The sequence below is a fragment of the Treponema parvum genome, assembly GCF_017893965.1.
GTDB classification, from domain to species: Bacteria; Spirochaetota; Spirochaetia; order Treponematales; family Treponemataceae; genus Treponema_D; species Treponema_D parvum.
Genome location: NZ_CP054142.1, coordinates 2,449,436 through 2,473,198 on the forward strand (window position 1 = coordinate 2,449,436; position 23,763 = coordinate 2,473,198).

23 protein-coding genes are annotated in these 23,763 nt (G+C 44.1%); 4 read left to right on the forward strand and 19 right to left on the reverse strand.

Going from position 1 to position 23,763, the window contains the following annotated elements:
- Window position 1: 1 nt before the first annotated feature.
- From HRQ91_RS10790 to HRQ91_RS10815, 6 genes are all read right to left on the reverse strand, one after another.
- Entirely contained in the window at window positions 2–1,069 is a 1,068-nt protein-coding gene (locus HRQ91_RS10790) for a Gfo/Idh/MocA family protein (protein WP_210119541.1), read from the reverse strand.
- Entirely contained in the window at window positions 1,066–2,151 is a 1,086-nt protein-coding gene (locus HRQ91_RS10795; RefSeq protein WP_210119542.1) for a Gfo/Idh/MocA family protein, read from the reverse strand. Before HRQ91_RS10795 ends, HRQ91_RS10790 begins: the two co-directional genes overlap by 4 nt.
- A gap of 21 nt (window positions 2,152–2,172) precedes the next feature.
- The gene (locus HRQ91_RS10800; RefSeq protein WP_210117734.1) at window positions 2,173–3,345 is read right to left on the reverse strand and encodes a Gfo/Idh/MocA family protein; all 1,173 of its coding nucleotides are present in this window, start codon (window positions 3,343–3,345) and stop codon (window positions 2,173–2,175) included.
- A 116-nt stretch (window positions 3,346–3,461) separates the two neighbouring features.
- Window positions 3,462–5,162: a sensor histidine kinase gene (locus HRQ91_RS10805; RefSeq protein ID WP_210119543.1), complete on the reverse strand. Its 1,701-nt coding sequence runs from the start codon at window positions 5,160–5,162 to the stop codon at window positions 3,462–3,464.
- A complete protein-coding gene (locus HRQ91_RS10810; protein ID WP_210119544.1) occupies window positions 5,122–5,898 on the reverse strand; it encodes a response regulator transcription factor in 777 nt (258 codons plus the stop codon). Before HRQ91_RS10810 ends, HRQ91_RS10805 begins: the two co-directional genes overlap by 41 nt.
- A 430-nt stretch (window positions 5,899–6,328) precedes the next feature.
- The gene (locus HRQ91_RS10815) at window positions 6,329–7,153 is read right to left on the reverse strand and encodes an alpha/beta hydrolase (RefSeq protein WP_210119545.1); all 825 of its coding nucleotides are present in this window, start codon (window positions 7,151–7,153) and stop codon (window positions 6,329–6,331) included.
- 195 nt (window positions 7,154–7,348) lie between these two features.
- Between HRQ91_RS10815 and HRQ91_RS10820 the strand changes: the two genes are divergently transcribed.
- Both HRQ91_RS10820 and HRQ91_RS10825 read left to right on the forward strand, forming a co-directional pair.
- Window positions 7,349–8,248 (forward strand): carbohydrate ABC transporter permease, encoded by a 900-nt coding sequence (locus tag HRQ91_RS10820; RefSeq protein ID WP_210119546.1) that lies wholly within the window; start codon window positions 7,349–7,351, stop codon window positions 8,246–8,248.
- Window positions 8,248–9,081 (forward strand): carbohydrate ABC transporter permease, encoded by an 834-nt coding sequence (locus HRQ91_RS10825; RefSeq protein WP_210119547.1) that lies wholly within the window; start codon window positions 8,248–8,250, stop codon window positions 9,079–9,081. Before HRQ91_RS10820 ends, HRQ91_RS10825 begins: the two co-directional genes overlap by 1 nt.
- 96 nt (window positions 9,082–9,177) lie before the next feature.
- Here the strand turns inward: HRQ91_RS10825 and HRQ91_RS10830 are convergent, their stop codons facing one another.
- The 12 genes from HRQ91_RS10830 to HRQ91_RS10885 all read right to left on the reverse strand — a co-directional run bounded on the left by HRQ91_RS10830 (window position 9,178) and on the right by HRQ91_RS10885 (window position 20,199).
- Window positions 9,178–10,044, reverse strand: coding sequence for a 4Fe-4S binding protein (locus HRQ91_RS10830; protein ID WP_246473222.1), 867 nt, complete (start codon window positions 10,042–10,044; stop codon window positions 9,178–9,180).
- Window positions 10,037–10,183: a CD1871A family CXXC motif-containing protein gene (locus HRQ91_RS10835; protein ID WP_210118710.1), complete on the reverse strand. Its 147-nt coding sequence runs from the start codon at window positions 10,181–10,183 to the stop codon at window positions 10,037–10,039. Before HRQ91_RS10835 ends, HRQ91_RS10830 begins: the two co-directional genes overlap by 8 nt.
- Entirely contained in the window at window positions 10,173–10,679 is a 507-nt protein-coding gene (locus tag HRQ91_RS10840) for a TlpA family protein disulfide reductase (RefSeq protein ID WP_210119548.1), read from the reverse strand. The genes HRQ91_RS10835 and HRQ91_RS10840 overlap by 11 nt, the downstream gene beginning before the upstream one ends.
- A gap of 30 nt (window positions 10,680–10,709) precedes the next feature.
- Window positions 10,710–11,564 carry a metal ABC transporter permease gene (locus HRQ91_RS10845; protein WP_210117727.1) on the reverse strand — a complete coding sequence of 285 codons (855 nt, stop codon included), beginning with the start codon at window positions 11,562–11,564 and terminating at the stop codon, window positions 10,710–10,712.
- Window positions 11,565–11,572: 8 nt separating this feature from the next.
- Window positions 11,573–12,280, reverse strand: a complete 708-nt coding sequence (locus tag HRQ91_RS10850; protein WP_210119549.1) for a metal ABC transporter ATP-binding protein — start codon at window positions 12,278–12,280, stop codon at window positions 11,573–11,575.
- A 375-nt stretch (window positions 12,281–12,655) separates the two neighbouring features.
- The gene (gene gltA / locus HRQ91_RS10855) at window positions 12,656–14,155 is read right to left on the reverse strand and encodes an NADPH-dependent glutamate synthase (protein ID WP_210119550.1); all 1,500 of its coding nucleotides are present in this window, start codon (window positions 14,153–14,155) and stop codon (window positions 12,656–12,658) included.
- A 79-nt stretch (window positions 14,156–14,234) separates the two neighbouring features.
- On the reverse strand, window positions 14,235–15,095 hold the full coding sequence (locus HRQ91_RS10860) for a sulfide/dihydroorotate dehydrogenase-like FAD/NAD-binding protein (protein ID WP_210119551.1): 861 nt from the start codon (window positions 15,093–15,095) through the stop codon (window positions 14,235–14,237).
- A 194-nt stretch (window positions 15,096–15,289) separates the two neighbouring features.
- Window positions 15,290–17,689 (reverse strand): helix-hairpin-helix domain-containing protein, encoded by a 2,400-nt coding sequence (locus HRQ91_RS10865; RefSeq protein WP_210119552.1) that lies wholly within the window; start codon window positions 17,687–17,689, stop codon window positions 15,290–15,292.
- A gap of 161 nt (window positions 17,690–17,850) precedes the next feature.
- Window positions 17,851–18,543: a GNA1162 family protein gene (locus tag HRQ91_RS10870; protein WP_210119553.1), complete on the reverse strand. Its 693-nt coding sequence runs from the start codon at window positions 18,541–18,543 to the stop codon at window positions 17,851–17,853.
- Complete coding sequence (locus HRQ91_RS10875) at window positions 18,540–18,908, reverse strand: DUF4810 domain-containing protein (protein ID WP_210119554.1); 369 nt, start codon at window positions 18,906–18,908, stop codon at window positions 18,540–18,542. Before HRQ91_RS10875 ends, HRQ91_RS10870 begins: the two co-directional genes overlap by 4 nt.
- The gene (locus tag HRQ91_RS10880; protein WP_210119555.1) at window positions 18,905–19,246 is read right to left on the reverse strand and encodes a hypothetical protein; all 342 of its coding nucleotides are present in this window, start codon (window positions 19,244–19,246) and stop codon (window positions 18,905–18,907) included. Before HRQ91_RS10880 ends, HRQ91_RS10875 begins: the two co-directional genes overlap by 4 nt.
- On the reverse strand, window positions 19,243–20,199 hold the full coding sequence (locus HRQ91_RS10885; RefSeq protein WP_210119556.1) for a CsgG/HfaB family protein: 957 nt from the start codon (window positions 20,197–20,199) through the stop codon (window positions 19,243–19,245). Before HRQ91_RS10885 ends, HRQ91_RS10880 begins: the two co-directional genes overlap by 4 nt.
- Before the next feature lie 131 nt (window positions 20,200–20,330).
- Between HRQ91_RS10885 and HRQ91_RS10890 the strand changes: the two genes are divergently transcribed.
- Both HRQ91_RS10890 and HRQ91_RS10895 read left to right on the forward strand, forming a co-directional pair.
- Complete coding sequence (locus HRQ91_RS10890; protein WP_210119557.1) at window positions 20,331–21,347, forward strand: NAD(P)-binding domain-containing protein; 1,017 nt, start codon at window positions 20,331–20,333, stop codon at window positions 21,345–21,347.
- Window positions 21,348–21,743: 396 nt separating this feature from the next.
- Complete coding sequence (locus HRQ91_RS10895) at window positions 21,744–22,052, forward strand: hypothetical protein (protein WP_210119558.1); 309 nt, start codon at window positions 21,744–21,746, stop codon at window positions 22,050–22,052.
- Between the two features lie 137 nt (window positions 22,053–22,189).
- Here HRQ91_RS10895 and pheS read toward each other — a convergent pair whose 3' ends face one another.
- On the reverse strand, window positions 22,190–23,746 hold the full coding sequence (gene pheS, locus HRQ91_RS10900) for a phenylalanine--tRNA ligase subunit alpha (protein WP_210119559.1): 1,557 nt from the start codon (window positions 23,744–23,746) through the stop codon (window positions 22,190–22,192).
- Window positions 23,747–23,763: the final 17 nt, after the last annotated feature.

The window sequence follows — 23,763 nt, forward strand, 5'->3', positions numbered from 1 at the left end:
TTTATCTTAACGATATTCTTTCCATCGAAATTGTCGCGCCGTCTTTAAGCGGGAATGAAACGGCTTTTTTTGTTCTCCAGCTTTCGTAAAAGGCCAGAACCGTCTCAAGCGCATTGCGTCCCGCAGATCCGTCGACAAAGGGTTTTCCGCCTTGCTTCAAGGTTCGTATAAAATCTTCAAAAATACGCGCGTGCCCGTCTCCGTACACGGAAGAAAAGTTCTGTGTTTCTGTCTTCCATCCGTTTACTTCAGGATCTTTAAATTCCCAAAAATCAATACGTTCGGCAGCCTGACCTCCCAGTTTGACCGTTCCGTTTTCGCCTATGATCGTTAAAGTTTCTTCCAGATTATTTTTGTACGTGTTCACCGTGCCTTCGGCCGTCGCAATGACGCCGTTTTTGAACTTTATAAGCCCGATGCCGATATCTTCAACTTCCAGATACGGATGTTCCCTGTTGCCTAGCACGGCATACAGATAATCTATATCCGGCCCTAGCAAATAGCGAAGAAGGTCGAATCCGTGTATGCACTGGTTCATCAGTGCGCCGCCGTCGCTCGCCCACTTGCCTCTCCAATCGTCGCCTGCGTAATACGAGCGCTCGCGCGACCAGCGGACACATACGGCGGCGTTCGATATTGTGCCGAATGCGCCTTTGTCCACAGCTTTTTTTACCAAAACAGTCGTATTGTTCAGCCGATTTTGCTGACAGATGCCCAAAACGAGCCCTTTTTTCTCTGCCGTGCCGATCATTTCATCGGCATCTTTAAGGCTCATGGCCATGGGTTTTTCACATAAGACATTCAATCCCATAGAAAAAGCCGCCATGACAACGTCATGATGACTTCCGCTGTCGGTCGCGACGGAAACAAAGTCAATTGGCTTTACGTCGCTTATCATTGTTTTAAAATCTGCGTAACATATGTCTTTTTTAAGGTTATAGCGTTCGGCCAACGCCTGTGCCTTAGCAATATCCGTGTCGCAAAGTCCCGCTATTTCAAGGCCTGTGTCTATTGCGCTCTGAATATGGCTCGGGGCTATTCTGCCGCAGCCGACTAACGCGTATCTCATTTTATTATGACGGCCTTTCTTTCCGCTTCTATGGCAAGTTCTATAGCGCGGAAAGTGTGCTCTTGGGACATCGCGGTTTCGGTATTATTCAAACAATCCAGTATGAGTTTACCGAAATACGGAAATCCTATTTTCCCGTGTACGTTGTAGTGGTATTCGCCCTTTTCATCGACGACAATAACATGGTCGGCTTCCTTGGACGCGGCGACGTCTACATATTTTCTTATCTCAATATAGCCCTTCGTACCGCAGATCCACAGACGCCCGTCTCCCCATGTGGAAAGGCCGTCGGGAGTGAACCAGTCTACGCTTATATAACACGGAATGCCGTTGTCGGTTATAAAAGTCGCATCGCCGTAATCTTCCAATTCAGGGTATTGGGGATGCTTTAAGTTTCCTACTCGGCTGGAAATAAGGCGCGCATCCTTTGCGTCCGCATAGTACAGAACTTGCTCAAGCTGATGAGAACCTATGTCGGTAATAATTCCGCCGTACTGTTCTTTTTTAAAAAACCATTCGGGACGTTTTGAAAGCCCGGTACGATGAGGCCCCCAGCCTTTTATTGAAACAATCTCGCCGATCCTTCCTTCTTTTATGAGCTGTTCGGCATAAATGGCCGATTCAACATGCAGACGCTCGGCATAGTAGACGAACCATTTCAGCCCTGTTTTTCTTACCTTCGTTCTGGCTTCTTCAACCTGAGCCTGCGTTGTCATCGGCGGCTTGTCCGAAAAATAAAACTTTCCGTGATCGAGAGCGTCAAGCCCTATGCCGCACCTCTCGTTTGCTATACCCGCGCTCGCAACAAGCTTTATCTCCTTTGTGTTCATAAGAGCTCCCTGAGAAGGGAGAGCCTTTGCAGACGGAAACATTTTTATAAATTCCTTAACTTTTTCAGGATCGGGATCATATACGTAGCCGATCGTAGCGCCGGCTTCGCTGAGTCCGTTACACATGCCGCTTATGTGCCCGTGCGCCAAACCGCACGCTCCTACTATGAATTCTCCCGGTTTACATACGATGTTCTTTTCGCCTTTGGGAGCGTAATTAGCTCCGTCTTTTTTATCATAATCTGCCGCCATAAATTCTCCTTGTAGTCTGTTTTATGATTTTGACGCACTGCCAAGCGTTATCTCGCCTTCCGCATTGTCTATGCTTTTCAGTTTTTTATAAAAGCGCGGAACCGAAGAAAGCGTCCCTTCTTTCGTATAAAACGGATCGTTTTGTTTTATAGGCAAATGCACGGTCTTTCCCGTCGTCGCAGACTTATAAATGGAATAAATAAGCTCAAGCGCATTCCTTCCGTGCCGGCTTGTGACTTCAAGAGCGCTTTTCCCTTGTAAACAGTCGAGCACATTTGCAATTTCACCGTCATGCCCCGTAAAGCTGAGCTTTTCATAAGTTTTAAACAGATCGTTGAATTTTTTTTCGGATTCGGGATCGGCTTCAGGAAATCCGTTCGGCATCTGCTTCATGCATTTTACCGACCAGGGCACGGCTACGGAAGCTTTTTCACACTGGAACTGAAGATACTGCCTTTCATCCATATCGTTTAAAGAAACGTTTATTTCCGCAAACGCGCCCGGATACGAAAGCAAAGCCATACCTACGTCTTCCACTTCGCTGTTTTTATGGGCGTGATTGCCGAAGATCGCGGTTACCTGATCGGGAAGTTTGCCTACAAACCAAGACAACATATCTATCTGATGTACCGCATGGTTTAGAACACATCCTCCGCCTTCTTTTTCCCAAGTGCCGCGCCACCATAAATCGTAATAATTTGAACCGCGGTACCACATTGAATTTGCTCTGGCGAGCAAAACCTTGCCGAATACGCCGCTGTCGAGCATTTTTTTTACAGTCCACGCATCCTGATAAAAGCGGTTTTGAGAAATTATTCCCAGAACCTTGCCGCTCTTTTTTTCAGCGGCAATCATTTTGTCCGCTTCTTCAAGGCTTGAAGCCATAGGCTTTTCACATAGAACATTTTTTCCGGCAAGTAAAAAAGCGCAGCTCACTTCACAGTGAAGGCTCGGCGGAAGACAAATCGAAACAAGATCTATATCGTCTCTGTTTAAGAGCGTTTTATAATCTTCGGTAACGGTTATGTCTTGGGACATCTTTACGCCAAGGTCGTCCAAGAGCTTGGCGCATTTTTCTGGAAAGATATCACAAAGCGCGACTATTTTACACCTGCCGCCCTGCGACAGATAGCCTTTTAAATGGGAATGCGAAATACCTCCCGTTCCGATAATAGCAACTCTGACCGTGTCCATAATAAATTTATCTCCTGTTAAAGCTATTCTTTGTTGCCGGATAAGTAATAAGTATATAGTCAAATTGTTTTTATAAATTTGCAATGTGTGATTTTTTGCATTAATTGTAAAATATTTTATTGCTGCGTCAAAACAGGCAGCCGCACCCTCACCTTAAATCCCGAAGGAACAGGCAGCACGTCAAGTCCGTATTTTTTTCCGTATTTAAGCTTTATACGCTCGTTTATGCTGACCAAACCTATGTGAGAAGCGTCGAGTTTTGCAGCCGTCTTAAGCGATTTTCGCAGCTCGTTCCGCTTTTTTTCAGGCAGCGGATCTCCGTCGTTAAAAACAATTACGCTTACCTTATCCGTAACCTTGTAAGTTACCGAAATATTCGTAAACTGCCGTCCCTGATGAACCGAATGCACAAAACAGTTTTCCACAAGCGGCTGCACGCAAAATTTCAGCAGTTTCAAATTATCCATGTCGTATTTACCCAGACCTATGTCCATCGTAAAACCGAATTTCCCCTTATATCTTACTTCCTGAAGATTTACATAGCTGTGTATGTACCGCACCTGTTTTGCCATGACAATCTCGTCTTCGTTATCCCTCAAGTCTATTTGCAGGATATAGGCAAGAGCCCTTATGCAATCAAGCGCGCCTTGACTGTCGTTTTCTTCTATCGCACATACGATGTTGTCCAGCGTATTGAAAAAAAGATGAGGTCGCATCTTATTCTGCAAGGCATTAAAACGCGTTTCCGTCTGCATGACCGCAAAACGCTGATTGTTTTTGGCGACCTTGAACGTGGTAAAAAGCGTGAGAAAAATAGCAATATTGCTCAACAATGTAATGAAAAAAATCGCAAATCTTATTGTAACCGTATTTCTGGAAATAAAGTCCGCAGGAATACATACCGCCGCAGACAGGCCTATGTCGGATCCCTTTTCCATCATCCAAATAGAATTTTTTGTCTTATAAGTAAAAAGCTCCAAGCTGCTGTCATAGGAATTAAACTGAGAAAAAATATCGTCCGTTTGCAGCGTAGGAACTTTTTTTCGCTTTATATTGTCCGTAGTTTCAATCAAAACGCCGTCATTGTTGTAAATGTTTATGCTTTCAGGCAGATAATTCTTAAGCAAAGCCGACCGTCTGAAATTTTTCATATTTTGCAGCATGTAAAGAGTGTTTACTTCAAAAAACACATAGGTATCGTTCAATTTATCTTTTACAAGGCAGGGAAGGACGGTTGTAAAGCCCATGGTTTCTATGTACGGACTAAGAAGAACGGGATAGCCGTTCGGCAACATGGGATCGGTCATCGCCGAAACGAACGGACGGTATCTTACAAACGCATTTTCATCATTTACGGAAATAGTCGATATGCAGACATATTCCGTAGAATTTACGGCGGGTACTGCGGCATCCGAACGCGCATCGCCGGTACGGTTTGGCGTTCCGCCTGCTCTTGCCTCTTTACTTTTTTTCTTTACGGCGACGGCATTTCTTATGATATTGTTGCTTCGGGTTATACGCATAAGTTCGTCGCGTATAGTTTCATTTGAAGAAGTTTGAAGTATGTATTGGATAGAATTTATTTGCGCCACTACTATCTTTATCGAATCTGAAATTTCATCGTTAATGCCAAGCGTATATTTGGCAAGGATCTGCATGATATATGAGCTGAGTATTTTTGTGCTCTTTCTTTCCAAAATTATGGAAGTGAACATGGAAGCGCACAGCAATCCGATTATGATAAATAAGATCACTATCGTGTTGCTTTCGGATATTTTAAGTCGCGCTACTTTGATGATTTTGTTTTTCTTTTGCATGATAATCCAGCTGATATTTTCTCGGCGTAACTCCCTGTAACTTTTTAAAACAATGATTTAGATAAGAAGAATCGCAAAATCCCGTTTTATCCGCAATCTCATCTAAAGAACAGTCTATTGATGATTTTTCCAAAAGCGATTTAACCACCTGTACTCTATAATATTTTACAAAATCAATGAACGTAATCCCTAAATACTTTGTAAACCTGCTTGAAAGATACGCCGCCGATACACTCGCCTGTTCGGCAGCGCTGCTAAGCTGAATTTCACTGTCATAGTTGTGTTCGACATATTCCATCGCCTTTTTGATGTATCTGGGCAGCAACTGATCGTAATATTTATTTGTTACAGGCGATATTATACCCATCTTTAACCGTACTTTATCCAGCATTTTAAAAAACGTATTTTCAAAGATGGGCTTAAGAAGATAATCCAACGCTCCGAGCCTTATGGCTTTTTGGGCATAAGAAAATTTATCGTATCCGGAAATTATTACGCAAATTCCGTCCCATTTTTTTGAACGCACATATTCAAGCAGGTCCAGCCCTGTTCCGCCGGGAATAATAATATCCGTAAATATACAATCGATTTTGCATGTATTAAAAGCTTTTATCGCTTCCTCATAGGTTGAAGCGGTTGCAACGATTTCAAATCCGCCTTTATAGAGTTCTATATAGTTACGGTATCTGGCAAGAGCGCGCGGTTCATCTTCCACTACAAGCAGTTTAATATCCACAACTTATCCTTAACTTCGAGTTTTCGAGAATGCCGTTTTCGTGCGCTCTTTGCGCACAGCTATAATCAGCGACGTTTCGGCTTTATCCGAAACTCGTCGTTTAACGAGACCGCGATGTCTCAGCGGTCGAAGTTAAACCTTCGTTAAAAAACGACATGCGAGGAAATTTCAATTTCCGAGAATGCCGTTTTCGTGCGCTTTTTGCGCACAGTTGATAACACGAGTTTTCTAAGAAAACTCGAAGTTAAAAGATGCCGCGCTTATTTAGCGGCAGCTTTTAAACCTTCCTTAAAATTCAACAGTCGAACAAAATGTCAATTTTGGAGACTGTTGAATTAGTGCGCTCTTTGCGCACAGCTATAATCAGCGACGTTTCGGCTTTATCCGAAACTCGTCGTTTAACGAGACCGCGATGTCTCAGCGGTCGAAGTTAAACCTTCCTCTTCTTCCCCGGCGTATGATAAATATCCGTCCGCGGGAGCCACGCCAAAAAACCGTCAAGTTCCTTATCCCAAAGCGGCCATTCGTGGGCATATTCATCCGCTTTTTTATATGTATGCTCAAACTTGGCTTTTACAAGTTCGTTTTCAAACCAATCCTGGCAGGGAACCAAAAAGTCCTTTGATCCGTAAGAATAATATAAAGCGGGAAGTTTTTTCCCTTTGGCCATCTGTCGTTTAATTATATTTATCGGTTCATATTTTTCAACAATCTTTTTGTCAAGCGTATCGTATTTTCCGAGCACATCGGTTGTAAGAGTGGTGGGAGGAGAAAAGGCTCCCACCGCACGGAATTTGGCAGGGTTCGAAAATCCGTGGATCAAAGCTCCGTAGCCTCCCATAGACAAGCCCGCGATATAGGTATCTTGAGCTTTTTTGGAAAGCGGAAAAAACGCGCTTAAAAAATCCGGCAATTCTTTTTCAAGAAAGTCCCAATAGTTCGGGCCGAAAATTCTCGTCGCCGTATAGCCCAAATCAAGATCGGCCATGTCTACATAAAAATTGTTTTCCGCAGACATAGTCACTATCGCGATACCGTATTCTTCCGCATATCGCTCAACGCTGGTATAACGTTCCCACGAGCCTGAATCGCCCCAGTAACCGTGCAGCAGGTAAAGCACAGGATAGGGAGCCTTGGGTCTGTGAGTGCGCTCGCCTGCAATGATCTCGTCGGCTATAAGGCCGGGAATCATAACGTTAATCGCTACATTCCTTTTTAAAGTATATGAAATAAAATCGACTTTTAAATGCGGCATATTCCCTCCCGTAAAAACGACGCTTTAGGCTTAATATATTGTTTATTGAATTTTGATAATTTGCAATTATTTTTTTAATTTTTTAATCCTCCGGTAAAAAATTTTACAACGATAGGCAAAAATTGTTAATTGTGAAAATAAAAAAGCCGTCTGATAATCAAAAAGCGGTTTCAGAATCTTTTACGGGAGTGTAAAATGAGCAGTATTATTTCCGGCAAAAAAAAATCAATAAAACCAGAATACATAGCGGCTGCTATTTTTCTTTTGCCTAATCTGAGCGGCTTTTTGGTCTTTACCGTTTGGCCGTTAATCTACTCTCTGATACTCAGTTTTATGGACTGGGGAATCCTTAACAAGCCTACTTTTATAGGGGTCAACAATTACATAGACATCGCTAAGGACGGCAATTTCTGGATATGCTTACGCAATACGGCCTTATATTCCTTTATAAAAGTTCCTTTAAATCTGTTCTTTTCTTTACTGCTCGCCATACTTTTAAACAAGGCTTTAAGGGCCAGAAATTTTTTCCGTACGGTGGCCTTTCTTCCCGCAGTATGCTCTTCCGTAGCGGTCGGCGTTATATGGCAGCCGCTCCTTGAATCCAGCGGCAACGGGCTTGTAAACCATATCCTAGGCTTCGTAGGAATAAGTCCCATACCCTTCCTTTCTTCCACCGCGTGGGCAATGCCGTCGGTTATCTTTGTAGGAATCTGGAAAGAACTCGGCTATTTTATGGTAATTTATCTGGCGGGTCTTCAAGGTTTGCCCAAAACATACTACGAGGCGGCGGCCATAGACGGTTCAGGGGCCGTAAATACGTTCTTTAAGATAACGCTTCCGCTTTTGGCGCCCACAACATTTTTCGCCTTTGTAACGTCGCTCATAGGTTCATTCCAAATATTCGACTTAACTTCCGTGCTGACCAACGGCGGTCCCGCAAACGCCACGAATACCCTTGTTATGTATATATACCAAAACGGATTTAAATGGTTCAGGATGGGCTATGCGTCGGCGATAGCTCTAATTCTGTTCTTGATAATATTTGCGGTTACAATGATACAGAATAAAATCGTAAACAACGGAGCGGTGGAATAATGAATAACATTGCAAAGAGAAAAATAGAAAATCTAATATGGTATATCGTGCTTTTTATCCTCTTTTTGTACTTATTCATGCCTTTTTGGTGGATGGTCGTAACAAGTTTTAAAACTTATTCCGAAGTATACTCAAAACCTTATTCGCTAATGTTTACAAGCTTTCACTGGCAAAACTATCCGGACGTGCTTAAATCTATGCCGTTTTTCAATTACCTTTGGAACACAATAAAAATTTCGGTCTTTGTGTGTCTCGGAACCCTCGTAACATCGGGAATGGCGGCCTATGCGTTTTCAAGGCTCTGTTTTCCGGGACGCGACATGCTGTTTTACATCTATCTTGCTACGCTGATGATCCCACGGCAGGTTATTCTCATACCGAATTTTCTTTTGTTCAGACGTCTCGGTCTTCTTGACACCCACTGGGCACTAATACTGTCGGGCACGTTCACCGCATACGGAACATTCCTTTTGCGTCAGTTTTTTCTTACCATTCCGCGGGAACTTGAAGAAGCCGCCGTCGTCGACGGATACGGATATTTTTCCAGATTCGTGCGGATAATAATTCCATTGGCAAAGCCCGCTCTGACAACGCTTCTTATAATCACGCTGCTCAACATTTGGAACGAATACCTGTATGCTCTCGTATTCCTGCAAAGCGACCACACCCGCACGTTAACTCTGGGGCTTGCTCTTTTGCGGGGCGACTTTGACATAAAATGGAATCAGGTTATGGCGGCCACAATATTCAGCATCGCGCCCATCGTAGTGGTTTACCTTTCGGCGCAGCGGTATTTTGTTGAAGGAATAGCGCTTACTGGCATTAAAGGCTAGCCGGCGGCCTACGCTAAGGGCAAAAATTCTTGCCGGAAGCGACAAGTAAGCGTCTTCTCCTTCCGGCGCCTCATAAGCTCAGACATGCATCTGAGTTCATTTTTTGCTTTGGAAAATTTTATTTTGCCCTAAGGTTACTATATTTAAAGCGCCGAACCTGCATCGGGCTATGCACTCATTGCATCTTATGCATTCCCTGTCGTTTACATTCAAGGTATCCATCTGACACCCGAGCGTGCAGGCATTGCAATGCGTGCATTTGGTATCGTCGCGTTTTATTCCGAAAACCGCAATCTTATTAAAAAACGAATAGGCAGCTCCAAGCGGACAAAAAAAACGGCAAAAAGGCCGGAACATAAAAACGCTCCATACGACAAACACAATAGCCACGGACATCTTCCATGAAAAAAGCAGCCCCAGCGCGCTCCTTAGAGTTTCGTTCATTAGCATGAGAGGAAGACCTGCTCCCAAAGTTCCCGCAGGACACAGGGATTTACAAAAAAACGGAGAACCCAGCCCGTCCCTCAGAAAAAAAATAAGCGGCAAAAGTATGCATAAAACGCCGAGCAATAAATATTTAAACAAAGCGATTTTCCTTGTTATTTTTACGGATCTTTGCGTCTTTCTTATTTTTTTAGACGGAATTTTATAAAGCAATTCCTGAATCAAGCCTGCGGGACATAAAAAACCACACACCATGCGGCCGATAAGAGTTCCTGTAAGCATAAGAAAGCCCGTCACAAAAAACGGAAATTTACCGTTTGCGATGATGTTTTGAATAGATCCCAGAGGGCAAGAAGAAATCGCTCCCGGGCAAGAATAACAGTTCAATCCCGGAACACAGACATTTTTGATGACGGAACGGGATATTCCCCCTGAAAACCAATTTGTGACGTCCGCGTTGTAAACGAGCATGGCCGTAAACTGAATGAGCTTTCTTCGTATTTTATTCTGCCTAACCAAGACCTATGCACTCCATGCAGACGAAAACCGCTTTTTGAAAAATAGCCGCATTTTCGCCGAGCAAAACGCCCGCAAAAATCAAAGCCAGAGAAGAAGCGATCAAAAAAACACGCAGAAATTTCGGCGGCTCACTTTTCATAAGCGCTTACGAACGAAGCAAGTTTTTCAGGCGTCATAGCGCCCACAAACACATCTTCGATTTTTCCGTCGGGAGAAATCAAAAAACTTGCCGGAATACCGAATACTCCGTATTTTTTCGCTATGGCGCCGGAAGCGTCAAGACCGCCGGTAAAAGTATAATTGTTTTTTTTCATAAAAGCGGATCGGGATTTTTCGCTGTCGGAAACGCAAACGGCAAGAAAAGCGAGTTTGGAATCCGTTTCTGATGCGAGCTTTTCCGCAAGTTTATTCATTTCAGGAAGTTCCGCTCTGCACGGAGGACACCATGTAGCCCAGAAGTGCAAAAGCAGCGCCTTTCCGCGGTAGGAGGCAAGGTTCACAGCCTTTCCGTCGGGAAGCGTCAATGAAAAATCAGGAGCTGGCGTTCCTTTTTTTACGGACTGAGCCGAAGCGGTTACGGCTAAAAAAACCATCGCAAAAATAACTGTAAAAAAATATTTATTTTGTCTTTTCATACTATAAATTACAAAGTTCCTATTTAAAAATCAAATTTTTTTAGCTGCTTTAAGTTTTTCTACAAGGCGGCAAATCAAAAACACAAGCAAATCCGTGATTACAATAGTGGCGCCGACCGGCGTTTCAAGCAGAATTGAAAACACTATCCCGAATACCGAGCATAAAACGGACACGAGAGCGGAAAAAATTATCACCGACTTAAAATTCTTGAACAAACGCATCGAAGACAGCGACGGAAAAACTATGAGCGCGGAAATAAGCAGCGAGCCTACAAGATTCATCGCAAGAACAATAACAACGGCAATTATTATCGCAATTATAAGATTATATACATTAGTTTTGATTCCTGTTGCGCGTGCAAAATTTTCATCAAAGGTGACGGAAAAAATCTTATGATAAAACAGCAAAAACACAGCGATTACCAGCATAGAAAGAACGACGCAAAGGTAAACATCAGTTTTTGTTAAAGTCAGTATCGACGTCGAACCGAAAAGCGTAGTGCATACGTCTCCGGAAATATTTGCCGACGCAGAGAACATGTTGACCAAAAAATACCCCACCGCCAAAGCCGAAACTGAAAGCATGGCGACGGCCGCATCTCCCTTGATCTTCGCATTTCGCCCGGTGCTCAGCAAAATAATCGCGCATATCACCGTAGCAGGCAATATTAAAAACATATTGTTTGAAAGCTTCAATACCGTAGCGACGGAAAGCGCTCCGAACGCCACATGCGAAAGCCCGTCGCCTATGTATGAAAAGCGTTTTAAAACGAGCGTAACTCCCAAAAGCGAAGAACACAGAGCTATCAAAACGCCCGCGATCATCGCATATTGCACAAAGGGAAAAGTAAAATAAAGCTTTAATGTCTGTAATATATCCGCCATAAAATTCATCATAGCGACGCAAACATTTTGCCCGCGGCGCTTTTTAAATATTCCTCCGTTGTCCCGAAAAATACATAGTCGGCAATGTGCAATATATGATCGGCATATTTTACAGCCGCGGCGATGTCATGAGAAATCATGATTACGGTAATACCTTCGTCGTTCAAATCCTTTACGATCTCATACATTTCAAGGCTCGCCTTAGGATCAAGCCCCGTTACAGGCTCGTCAAGAAAAAGCACCTTCCCCGCAGCGCAAAGCGCCCTTGCCAGCAAAACCCTTTGCTGCTGACCGCCGGAAAGTTCACGGTAGCACGAATTTTCAAGCCCGCTTATGCCGAGCCGCTGCATGTTTTTTTGTGCAAGAAGTTTTTCATTTTTGTTGTAAAAAGGGCGGAAACGGCACCGGTTAAGACAGCCTGAAAGCACTATCTCCTTTACCGAAGCAGGAAAATCTCTTTGAACTACCGTCTGCTGAGGAATATAGCCGATTTCGCCCGCACGAAAGCCTTCGTTGAATATGATTTCACCGCCGAGCGGCGGCATAAGATGCAAAAGAGTTTTTATCAAAGTCGTTTTGCCCGACCCGTTTTCGCCGACAATGCAAAGATAATCACCCTGATGTATGGAAAAACTAATATTTTCCGCAACGACTTTTCTGTCGTATCCTAAAGTAAGATTTTTACATATCAGCTGACATTTCGAATTCTTAACCATTTATAATTTGCAAATTATATGCAAATTACGCGTATTGTCAATTATCCAAAGTACGTATTGTCAATTATGCCAAATGTTTTTTAAGTTTAGGAGCAGCCCTTATCGGAAAACCGCCGTTTTGCGGTTCGCTCACGCTCAGCGTCCTCGCTGCGCTGCGGTCGCCAAGCCGCGACACGGCGGGCTGGGCATGTTTGCAAGCCTCTGCTCATAAAGCAAAAACCGGCCAAAAACGCTTATTAACTGTACGCAAAAGCGCACTAATTCAACAGTCTCCAAAATTGATATTTTGTTCGACTGTTGAACTTAAATGAACGTTTTCGGCCGGCCGCCGCCGTATAGTCTTATAAAAGCGCGTTTAACCGTTCAGAATATTTTTTAATTCTTTGCCAAATATTCGTTGATCGACGCTGCAGCCTTACGGCCTTCGCCCATCGCAAGTATAACGGTTGCCGCTCCAAGGACGATGTCTCCTCCGGCCCAAACCTTCGCATGAGAAGTAAGCTGGTTTTCATCTACAATGATATGGCCGTGCTCGTCGGCGTCAAGGCCGGGAGTGGTCTTTACCATAAGAGGATTGCTTCCGTTCCCCAACGCAACTATGAGAGCGTCGCAGGCGATTTCATGTTCGCTTCCGTTTATTTTTATGGGTCTTCTGCGTCCCGACGCGTCGGGCTCTCCAAGCTCAAATCTTATGAGCTTTACGGCCCTTATGTGGCCGCTCTCGTCGCCTATGACTTCAACCGGGCTTTCAAGAAATTTGAACTCAACGCCTTCTTCTTCCGCATGAGCGACTTCTTCTTTACGCGCAGGAAGTTCTTCTCGTGTACGGCGGTACAATATGTAAACCTTTTCAGCTCCCAAGCGGTAAGCCATGCGGGCGGCGTCCATTGCAACGTTTCCGCCTCCTGACACGCACACAATCTTCGACTCGTAAGTCGGCGTATCGGACTTTTCCCTCATATAGGCCTTCATAAGATTGGCCCTTGTAAGATACTCGTTCGCGCTTATAACGCCTATAAGGTTTTCACCGGGAATTCCAAGGAATTTGGGAAGTCCCGCGCCCGTTCCCACAAAGGCGGCGTCAAAGCCCTTTTCATCCAAAAGCTGCCCGAGCGTATATGTTCGTCCCACAAGAAAATTCGTTTCAAAGTGAACGCCCATGTTTTTAAGGTTTTCAACTTCTTTTGCCACAATGGACTTAGGCAAACGGAATTCGGGAATACCGTAAACCATAACGCCGCCTTCCTTGTGAAAAGCTTCAAACACCGTAACGTCATGCCCTGCACGGCGTGTGTCCGCAGCGACCGTAAGCCCCGCAGGCCCCGAACCGATGACAGCAACTTTTTTGCCCGTAGACTTCGCAACTGCAGGAGCCGTAGTAAGGTTGTTTTCGCGTTCAAAATCGGCTACAAAGCGTTCCAGACGCCCGATAGAAACAGCCTTGTCCGTGGACTTAAAAATCTTTCCGACCGTACATACGCCTTGGCACTGCGTTTCCTGAGGACAAACACGTCCGCATATGGCGGGAAGAAGATTTGTCGTCTTTATTATATCTACGGCTGCTTTAAATTCTCCCTTTGCAACTTCCGCAATAAACTGCGGTATAGGAATATTTACAGGGCACCCTGAAACGCACGGTTGGTTTTTACACTGAAGGCATCTTGCCGCTTCAACTACGGCCTGTTCCTTTGTGTAACCTAGCGCAACTTCCGACATCTGCCTTGCGCGGATTATAGGTTCTCTTGAAGGCATATCCTGTTGAGGTATCGCCATTCTGTCTTTAGGCGTCAATGCGCTTGCTTTAAGTTTTTCTTTTATTTTATCGTATTCTGTTTTTCCGATTTCAGTAAGTTTTTCTGCGGATATGTGTGACATATAAAATCTCCCTTAAAATACGGCATTGCAAAAACATCTATTCCCCAAAATGCCGCATTCGTGCGCTCATTACGCGCAGTTATTTTGATATTTCAAGCGCGTCTGCCTGCGCCTGAAGCTTACACTTATGAAAGGCTTCCGTTTCCTGACTTTTAAAAGCCTTCATCCGCATAATCATGTTGTCAAAGTCCACCTTATGACCGTCAAATTCGGGGCCGTCCACACATACGAATTTAGTTTCATCTCCTACGCTGACTCGGCATCCGCCGCACATTCCCGTACCGTCGATCATGATCGTATTTAAAGAAACCGTCGTGGGAATCTTATACGGTTCCGTTGTCTTGCATGAAAACTTCATCATTATCGGCGGGCCTATGGCGATAACTTCTGCAGGAGGATTCGGCGATTTGCATATCTCTTCAAGCGGAACGGTAATAACACCCTTACGCCCTGCGCTTCCGTCATCGGTCATAATGATCACCGTGTCCGCGATAGCCTTCATTTCGTCTACAAAGATAAGCAAATCCTTGTTGCGCGCTCCGATTATCATGATAACCTTGTTTCCTATGGCCTTGTGCGCCTGCACGATCGGATAACAAGGAGCCACCCCTATTCCGCCTCCCATGATAACTACGGGTTTGTCCTGTTTTTCAACTATGGAAGGATTACCCAACGGGCCTAGTACGGAACCTATCTCGTCTCCTACTTCAAGTTCCGCCAGTTTATAAGTCGTCGCGCCTACCACTTGGAACACAAGCACGATCCAGTCTTCCTGCGCGTTTGCGTCGGCAATAGTAAGCGGAATACGTTCGCCGAAGTCGATATCGATCTGCACTAAAACGAATTGACCCGCTTTTCTGTTCCTTGCGATGTTCGGCGCTTCCAGTTTTAAATAAAACACATCGGCAGAAAGCTGCCGCTTTTCAATGATTTTGAACATATGTTTCCCTCTTATACAGTTTCAGTTTAATTTTAATGATACTACAAAGATTTGCTGCGGTCAATTTTATTATGTATAAACATGAACGTATCTGTACGTATTTGATTGAATTCGTTGTTCAATGAAGCGGCGCGCGACATACACGGCGCACAAAGCCGGGGAAGCAGAGGATTTTATACGCCCGCCCCGTAAGCTCATCGTTTCAGCAAAGCTGCAAAAGGATTATATGTAGTGCCGTCGTCGTTTGCGCCGTAATTGCGGCCGTTTGCGCCCTTTTGCGTATAGCCACCGGCATGTTTTCTTCCTTCGCCGGTCTTTTTATGCTCGCCTTTTTCGGCCGGTGCCGATCCCGACCGCTTTATTACGACCGCCTTTTTTGCAGAATTGCCTGAATCCTGCTTGGAGGCGCTTCCTATACGGCTTACAGCGTCGCTTTTTAAAGACAGGCTTATTCGGCGGCGCACGGTGTCCAAAGCTATGATTATAAACTCCTTTACGTCTCCGACTTTTATAACGTCCATGGGATCTTTTACAAAAGTGTCGCTCAATTCGCTTATGTGTATGAGGCCCGTTTCATGTATGCCTATGTCCACAAAGGCTCCGAAGTCCACCACATTCTTTATCTTTCCGGTAACTTTCATTCCTTCTTTTAAATCCTCAAACGCTACGACGCCTTGCTGCATGATAGGCGCGGGATAGCCGTCTCTCGGATCCCGATTGGGTTTTTTAAGCTCTTCGATTATGTCGTTTATAGTCGTGCTTCCCAAAGAATATTTTATTTTAAGCTGTCCTATAAAATCGTCGCTTATCTTTTCATTTTTTCTGATAAGCGGCAGCACTTCGCCTGCAACTTCATAGTTTTCAGGGTGCACCCACGTATTGTCTAAAGGATTGGAACTTTCCGGTATCTTTAAAAACCCCGCGCACTGTTCAAACGCTTTGGGGCCCAGCCCGCTTACCTTTTTTAAATCTTCGCGGCTCGTGATTTTTCCGTTGGAATCTCGGTAGGCAACTATTTTTTTTGCCAATGCGGAATTAATACCCGAAACATACTTAAGCAGTGAAGCGCTTGCCGTATTTAAGTTTACTCCCACTTGGTTTACCACAGAGCCTACCACCTCATCGAGCATTTCCGAAAGCCGTTTTTGGTTTACATCGTGCTGATAAAGCCCCACTCCGATGGCCTTAGGGTCGATCTTTACAAGTTCCGCAAGCGGGTCCTGTAAGCGCCTCCCCATACTTATGGCTCCTCTTATAGTCAGATCAAGTTCGGGAAATTCTTCCCTCGCGATATCGCTCGCACTGTACACCGACGCGCCCGATTCGTCCACTACCGTGTAGCGCACGTCGGGATAATTTTCGCTTATGACCTTGGACACTATCGCCTGAACTTCCTGGCTTCCTGTTCCGTTGCCGACAGCCACAACCTGAATGTCGTATTTTTTTATCGCTTCTTTTACGGCATTGTAAGAACCGTCGGGATCGGCCGCCTGCTTTATAAGAAAATATCCCAAATATTTTCCCGTCTCGTCGAGGGCGGCGCATTTAGTTCCCGTCCTTATTCCAGGATCCACACCTAATACCCGGCTTCCCTTAATGGGCTGCGTCATCAAAAGATTTTTAAGGTTTTCACTGAAAATTCCTATGCCGTGCCCGTCCGCTTCGTCGGTTTCATCGCTTCTTATTTCACGGACTACAGCCGGAGACAAAAGACGCACAAGCCCGTCTTCCATCGCCTCCGCATGATAGCGGTTGTTTATCTTTACCTTGGATTTAAGCAGCTTAACCGCTTCATCTACGTCAACGTCTATCGTAACTTCAAGTTGGCCTTCACGCTCTCCCCTGTTTATCGCAAGAATGCGATGAGGCTTAATCTGATTTAGCGGTTCCGAATAATCCCAATACATTTGATAGGTGGAAGCCTTTGCGGCGTTTTCAGCGTCGCCTCCTTCAGGAACGATTCCCTTTGTAATAATCCTTCCGCTTTTTAAATAAAAAGCATGTACGGCCGCTCTGTTTTCGGTGTCCTGCGAAACGCGCTCCGCTATTATATCCTTTGCGCCGGACAAAGCGTCCTCCGGCGTCAAAACCGAAAGCTCCGGATTTTCCGTATTTTCTTTAACAAATTCTTCGGCTTTAAGTTCAAGTTCGGCGTCGTCAAGGCTAAGCATAGCATCGGCTAAAGGATCCAAACCTTTTTCTATCGCAAGCATTCCGCGCGTTTTTTTCTTTTTTTTGAACGGCGCCCACAGATCTTCAAGTTCCGTAAGCGTCTTCGCTCCCATAGCCGCCGCATACAAAGATTCCGTGAGTTTCCCTTGAGAAAAAATTCCCTTTACAATCTCAAGCCGCCTTTCTTCAAGATTTTTATATGTTTTAAATGAACGGTCGCAGTCTCTCACCTGAACTTCATCAAGGGATCCGTGCTGTTCTTTTCGATAGCGCGAGATGAACGGAATAGTGCATCCTTCGTTTATAAGACCTATAACTGCGCCCACTTGCCGTACGGTTATGCTAAGCTCTTCGGCAATTTTTTTCATGATTTCAACTTCATTGACAGCCAAAGCGTCAATCGATTCTTGTGTAAATTCCATAGTGCGTAATTTTACGAAAAATTAAAAAAGCTGTAAAGACTTAAGGTAAAATGAAAAAATCAAATACGCTCCGACAGCTCGCATCAAAAAAACAGGCCGTCCAAGTTTTGGACGACCTGATCTTTTAAGAAAATACAAATAATTAAACGTTTATTGGAACGCTATTTAGTAGCAGAAATTCTTATTACTTCGCCCATAGCGCCTTCAGCCTTATCAAGAGTATGTTTTTCACTGTATTTACCTGCAGGCATATCGGAAAGAGCGCTGCTGTTGCATCTGCGTGCAACGGAAACATAATCCGTTGCTGCGGTTGAAATGGCATCAGTTGCTAAATTGGCAATAGCGCCTAATAATCCGAATCCGCCGACTTTTGTCTGAGATCTTGTATCAACAACAATTGTCGCATCGCGATGATATACGGTTTCATTCGTTTTTGTCGATCTGAAGATATACTCAATTTCAACCGTTACGGAAGAACCGATCATTGATTTTTCCCATTTTTTAATAACAGTAAAAACCGCTACATCTGCGCCGAAAAGCTTGTTAAATTTGGAAAGATCTGCCTCTAAGAAATTTTCCGAATCATATGCGCTTTCTTTTTGAAGCGTTTCAAGTGCAAGATAAGGAGGAAGAACATAATAACCCGCTTCCGCTACAGGTACGTTCATTGTTGTGTAGAAATAATCCTTTGCATCTACATTTGTACTATTATTAATCGGGGGCATAATAATAAATACAAGAGGATCTTCTTCATACATTTTTCCAAAAGATGCTAACTTTGTAGAAGTCGCACAAGAAGCAAGCATTAAAAGTGACGTTACCGTCAATACGATAAAACTAAATTTTGCTTTCATTTTTTCCCAAGCCTCTTAATAATCTGTGATACAAACACTTCCGATTCCGGATATAACTCAACTTCTTTTTTGAGCATTTCCGTTCCTTCTTTAGTTTTACCCGATCTGATCAACAAATAACCGTAATCTGCATAAATTCCGGGTGGAACGGCGGCACGAGAAGCATTCTGCTTTGAGATAATCTTTTCATACGTTTCAATAAGAGTTTTTACGGATTTTTCATCAGCATTTTTTAAGTAATGATATGAATCTTCCTGATAATCATACCAATCATACAACGGCTTATTACTGGCGCAAGAAATACTAGTAATAACCAACAGGATAGGCAGCAGTAATACAGCCTTTCTGTAATAATTTTTTTTCATGGTACCTCCACTATTCTTATTTCCTGAGATGAAACGAATATATCTTTAACTAAAAGTTTTTCACCTTTTGAATTCAATATTTCCAGACTATGTTTTCCAGGAAGGATAGCATAGGTTTTGTCATTTTTTGTTTTTCTCTGATTAATATCATTAACGCCGGCTGTTATAGTAATGGATTTGTCTATAACAACAGTCACAACCCCATGTTTGGTTGCACTGACAAATTGAACAAAAGCCTCGTTAGGTCTGTCTGCCGAAAAGGATTGCGCGCTTCTGCAACCGGAAAAACCGATCAAAAAGCTGAATAAAGCTATTGCAAAGATACTGATTTTTTTCATTTGTCTTCTTCCCTTATTTCATATTGATTTAATTTGGAAGTATCAATTTTTACATTTTCAAGTTCGACAAATGAATATTCATTTGTCGCCGTAGAGCCTTGTGTTGAAAGAACTTTAACGGCCCCTATTTTTTTTCCGGGAAGTTCAATAAGCATACCTGTCTGGGGGTTCTTTACACTTTTGCCTTTTTCATAAACGGCATAAATATCGCCGGTCTTTATTCCCTGTGATTTTCCACCGGAAATAATCACTGCATTGTCGTCAGCTGAAAGAAAATATGACTTCCAAGGACGATCCATACAATTGTTGATTACGTTTTCTACCAGTTTGGAAATAGCCGCGCTGATTGCCTTATCGCTCAAAGTCGCATCAAAGCCCGCAGAAGCGCCGAAACCTAAAACGGTAGAAGCTTCCGTTTCCGCTTCGCCTTTCCCTTCTTCCGAATAAATTATTTCTCCGGTTGAAACATCTATAAGACGAAGACTTACTCCTGCTTCAACAATTTGCCTTTTTGTCCGTGAAAAAACATTTCTTTCACCTATATTCTTGCGTCCGTATTCCGTAATGGATCCGACGATAAGATAATCGGCTCCGATTTTTTGAAACTTGCTTTTATCCTCTTCAATGTTAATTTCGCTGAGAATCTTGTCCATATCGGAACGTTCAAGCAAAATAAATTTTCCCGAAGCTGCAAGTTTTGTAGAAAGGATATCTACCGCTTGTTTACCGAGAGGATCGTTTTCTTTGTCATAAAAAGCGCCTTTTGCATATTCCGTTTCATTTGAAAAACGCGCGATAGCTACTTTTCGTTTTAAACCTTGATACCTCTCCGATTGCCCTGCAGCTTTAGAATTTAAAGCGGACCTATCCGCCTCTATATCCGGTTTTACAGAAGTACAACCGATTAAACATGAAATACAAAAAGAGATGAAAATAAAATAGACTTTTCTCATTTTCAGCTAATCCTCACAGTGAGATCTTAGTAGTTCATTTTCAGTCTGTCAATAGACGATTTAACTTCGGCCTATATGGCGATAGCATGCAAAAAACCTCCGGCACGGTAAAATATTCATTGCACAAGTAAATGTTTCATAATATTATTGGAATTACCATAATAGAAAATAAAAAAGCCTCTATAGGCGTCGTCGGTCTTACCGTCATGGGCGAAAATCTTGTGTTGAACATGGAGAGGAACGGTTTCACAGTTGCGGTTTTTAACAGAACCGTTTCGAGCGTAGATAATTTTGCGCAAGGCAGGGAAAAAAACAAAAATATCATTCCCGCACACAGCCTTGAAGAATTCGTGGCTTACATAGAGCGTCCGCGATGCGTAATGCTTATGATAAAAGCCGGATCCGCCGTAGACAGCATGATAAACGCTCTTGAAGCTGGCGTTCCTCTTACGCTTGTAACGGAATCGGTGTTCGCCAGATGCTTAAGCGCAGATAAAGAAAAAAGAGAAGAATGCGAAAAGATTTTCTCTTCAAATATTGGCGCCGGCCAAACGGCTCTAGAAAAGGCAGGATCGGCTTTTGCGGTACAGGAGGTCGCAAAGCAGGCAGTCGATAAAACGGCGGGCAACGACGGCTTCAATGCCGCCGCGATCAAAAAACTGCACGACGCGCTTTATGCCGCAAAGATAATATCCTACGCTCAAGGGTTTGAACTAATGCAAAAAGCCGGCGTACAATACGATTGGCAGCTGGACTTAGGCAACATAGCCATGCTCTGGAGAGGAGGCTGCATAATTCGCTCCGTCTTTTTACAAAAGATAAAAGACGCTTATGAAAGAAAAGAGGATCTTAAAAACCTCGTCATGGATCCGTATTTCAGTGATATTTTAAACAAAGCCCACATGTCTTTAAGAGAAACGGTTTCTTCCGCGGCGATGAGCGGAATCCCCGTTCCGTCATTGTCGGCAGCTCTTTCCTGGTTCGACGGGATACGCTGTAACGACCTTCCCGCAAACCTCTTGCAAGCGCAGCGGGATTACTTCGGCGCCCACACATACGAGCGCAAGGATAAAAAAAGAGGAGAATTTTTTCATACCGACTGGACGGGACACGGCGGCAACACTTCTTCCACGACGTACAATATATGAAGCTGCTTATTCTTGAAACGAGCACTACGTCCGCCAAAGCCATGCTTTTTGACAGCGAAACCGCGGAGCAAAAGATCGTTTCAAGACCGTACGGGTTCGCGCAAAACTCAACGCCGTTCCGGGATTTGCAAAAAACTATTATAAAACCACCGGCTGCCTTGTAAATTCCTCTTATCCTTATTTTAAGCTCATGAAAAAAAAGGAAGGGGCCGCCTTGCTCGGTCAAAAAGAAGGAATTCCTGTCGTTCCGGCATATCCTGACGGTGCCCTGAATCAGATAGGATCGGGAGCTCTCGAACAGGGAATCATGAGTTTTTCAGTAGGAACAAGCACGGCCATCCGCATAACCGCGCAAAAAAACTTCTTCCGGCGGCTCCAAGCCTCTGGAGCTAATTTGTGCTTTCGTCTCACCTCTTGGGAGGCGCAACGTCGGGAGCGTGTAACTGCCAGGACTGGTTTAAACAAAAATTCTTTCCGGAAGGAACGACATATAAAGAAATAGAAAGCCGCCTGTCGCATACGCGGGACACGCCCGTTTTTCTGCCGTTTCTGTTCGGCGAAAGATGCCCCGGCTGGAACGAAAAACGGACGGGCGGATTTTTATGCGTGAGGCCGGAGCTCGGCAAAACGGTAGAGCCGAATATGGAAGTCCACAAAACGTATATTAAGAAATTCCAAAAATATCTTGAGCTTTATAAAAAGTAAATTCTTTAGGCCGAATTCTGTAAGCATAACGCTGCCGAAATCTTACCGCTCGCAGTTCGCTGCGCTCACCTCACACAGTTCGCTCACGCTCAGCGTCCTCGCTGCGCTCACTGTGATTTAAGCGAAATTTTAACCGATTAAAATTTGGCCTTGCGCAGCCGGACTCTCTCGATATCTTCACAAAAAAGCTCTCTGAGGTCGTTAAGCCCCAAGGCCATAAGAGCCATGCGGTCGATTCCTATTCCCCATGCGAGGACGGGCACGTTCACTCCCATAGACCTTGTAACCTCCGGCCTAAAAATCCCCGAACCGCCGAGTTCGAACCAGCCCAAGACAGGATGTTTTATGTGCACTTCCACCGACGGTTCCGTAAACGGAAAATAGCCGGGAACGTATTTTACTTCCGTAGCGCCTGCGATCTCTTTGGCAAATATTTCAAGAAACCCTAAAAGCGTCTTTAAATTTACCTGTTCCCCTAAAACTATTCCTTCGGTCTGATAAAAATCGCTTAAATGAGTGGCGTCGACTTTGTCGTAGCGGAAACAGCGCACGATACCGAAATATCTTCCGGGAATTTCAGCCTTGTGAAGCTGGTGAGCCGACAAGACGGTTCCCTGACTGCGCAGTATGAGGCGTTTTGTAAAATCACGGTCGAATTCGTAATTCCAGCCCCGGCTTCCCGTGTTTCCTCCGTTTTTATGAACGTTTGCGACATTCGTCAAATACGGTTCTTCTATGGATTTTGCGTGCGTAGGAACCTTAAGCCGATATACGTCGTGTATGTCGCGGGCGGCATGAAACTGGGGCATAAAAAGAGCGTCTCCGTTCCAGAATTCCGTCTCTACAAGAGGACCGTCAAATTCTTGAAACCCTAAAGAAGCAAGCTTGTCTTTTACCGACTCAAGAAAGGAAACATAAGGATTTACTCTGCCCGGAACTACGCGCGCCGGAGGAATCGAAATATTGTACCCGCGGAACGAAGCATTTTTCCATTCCCCGCTTTCAAGCATTTTGGGAGTAAGCTCTCCGATTTCATTGCCGGTAACGCCGGAACTTTTAAGAGCGGCGGCAACTTCTTTATAATTGCCCGAAAGTCTGTAAACAACCGTCTCGCGCTCGATTATCTTAAACGGACTGTCCGCCGCGCCGCGTTTTTTAGCAAGGTCTTGAATGGTTTTTGCTTCTTCTTTGGAAAGCTCCTCCAGATCAAGACAGCCCGAGTTTGCTCCTTCGGCCTTTTTTAAAAGACCTGAAATCGTCGCAAAACGATCGGGAAGTTCTTTTCCCGTGTATATGGCTTTCTTTTCTTCATTCATTTTAAGGACGCCTTCTTTTGAAAGCTGCCCGAAGGCGCTTCCCACGTCCTTATTTTCTATCTTCAATGCCGAAGAAATTTCAGGCAAAGACTTATCTCCGTTCTCTTTTAAAAAAGAAACAACCCTTTGTTCGACGGTTCCTTCTTTGGCAAAAGTGCGTCCGAGATCCGTTATTTCATAGTATGTATGAGGAATTTTTTTTGTTACCTCTACGAGTCCCTTGCCGCCGAGCCAAGAAAAGGCTTGATTGGCATGCCCTTCTTTATAAGAAAGTTCGTTCTTTAATTTTTCGGCCGTCAGATCGTCTTTGTCCGAATACGCCAGAAGAACTTTTATTTCAAGCGGGTGCAGGTTTTTTATTATTGTCGCTATATCCATTTTTTGATCAAAAAAGC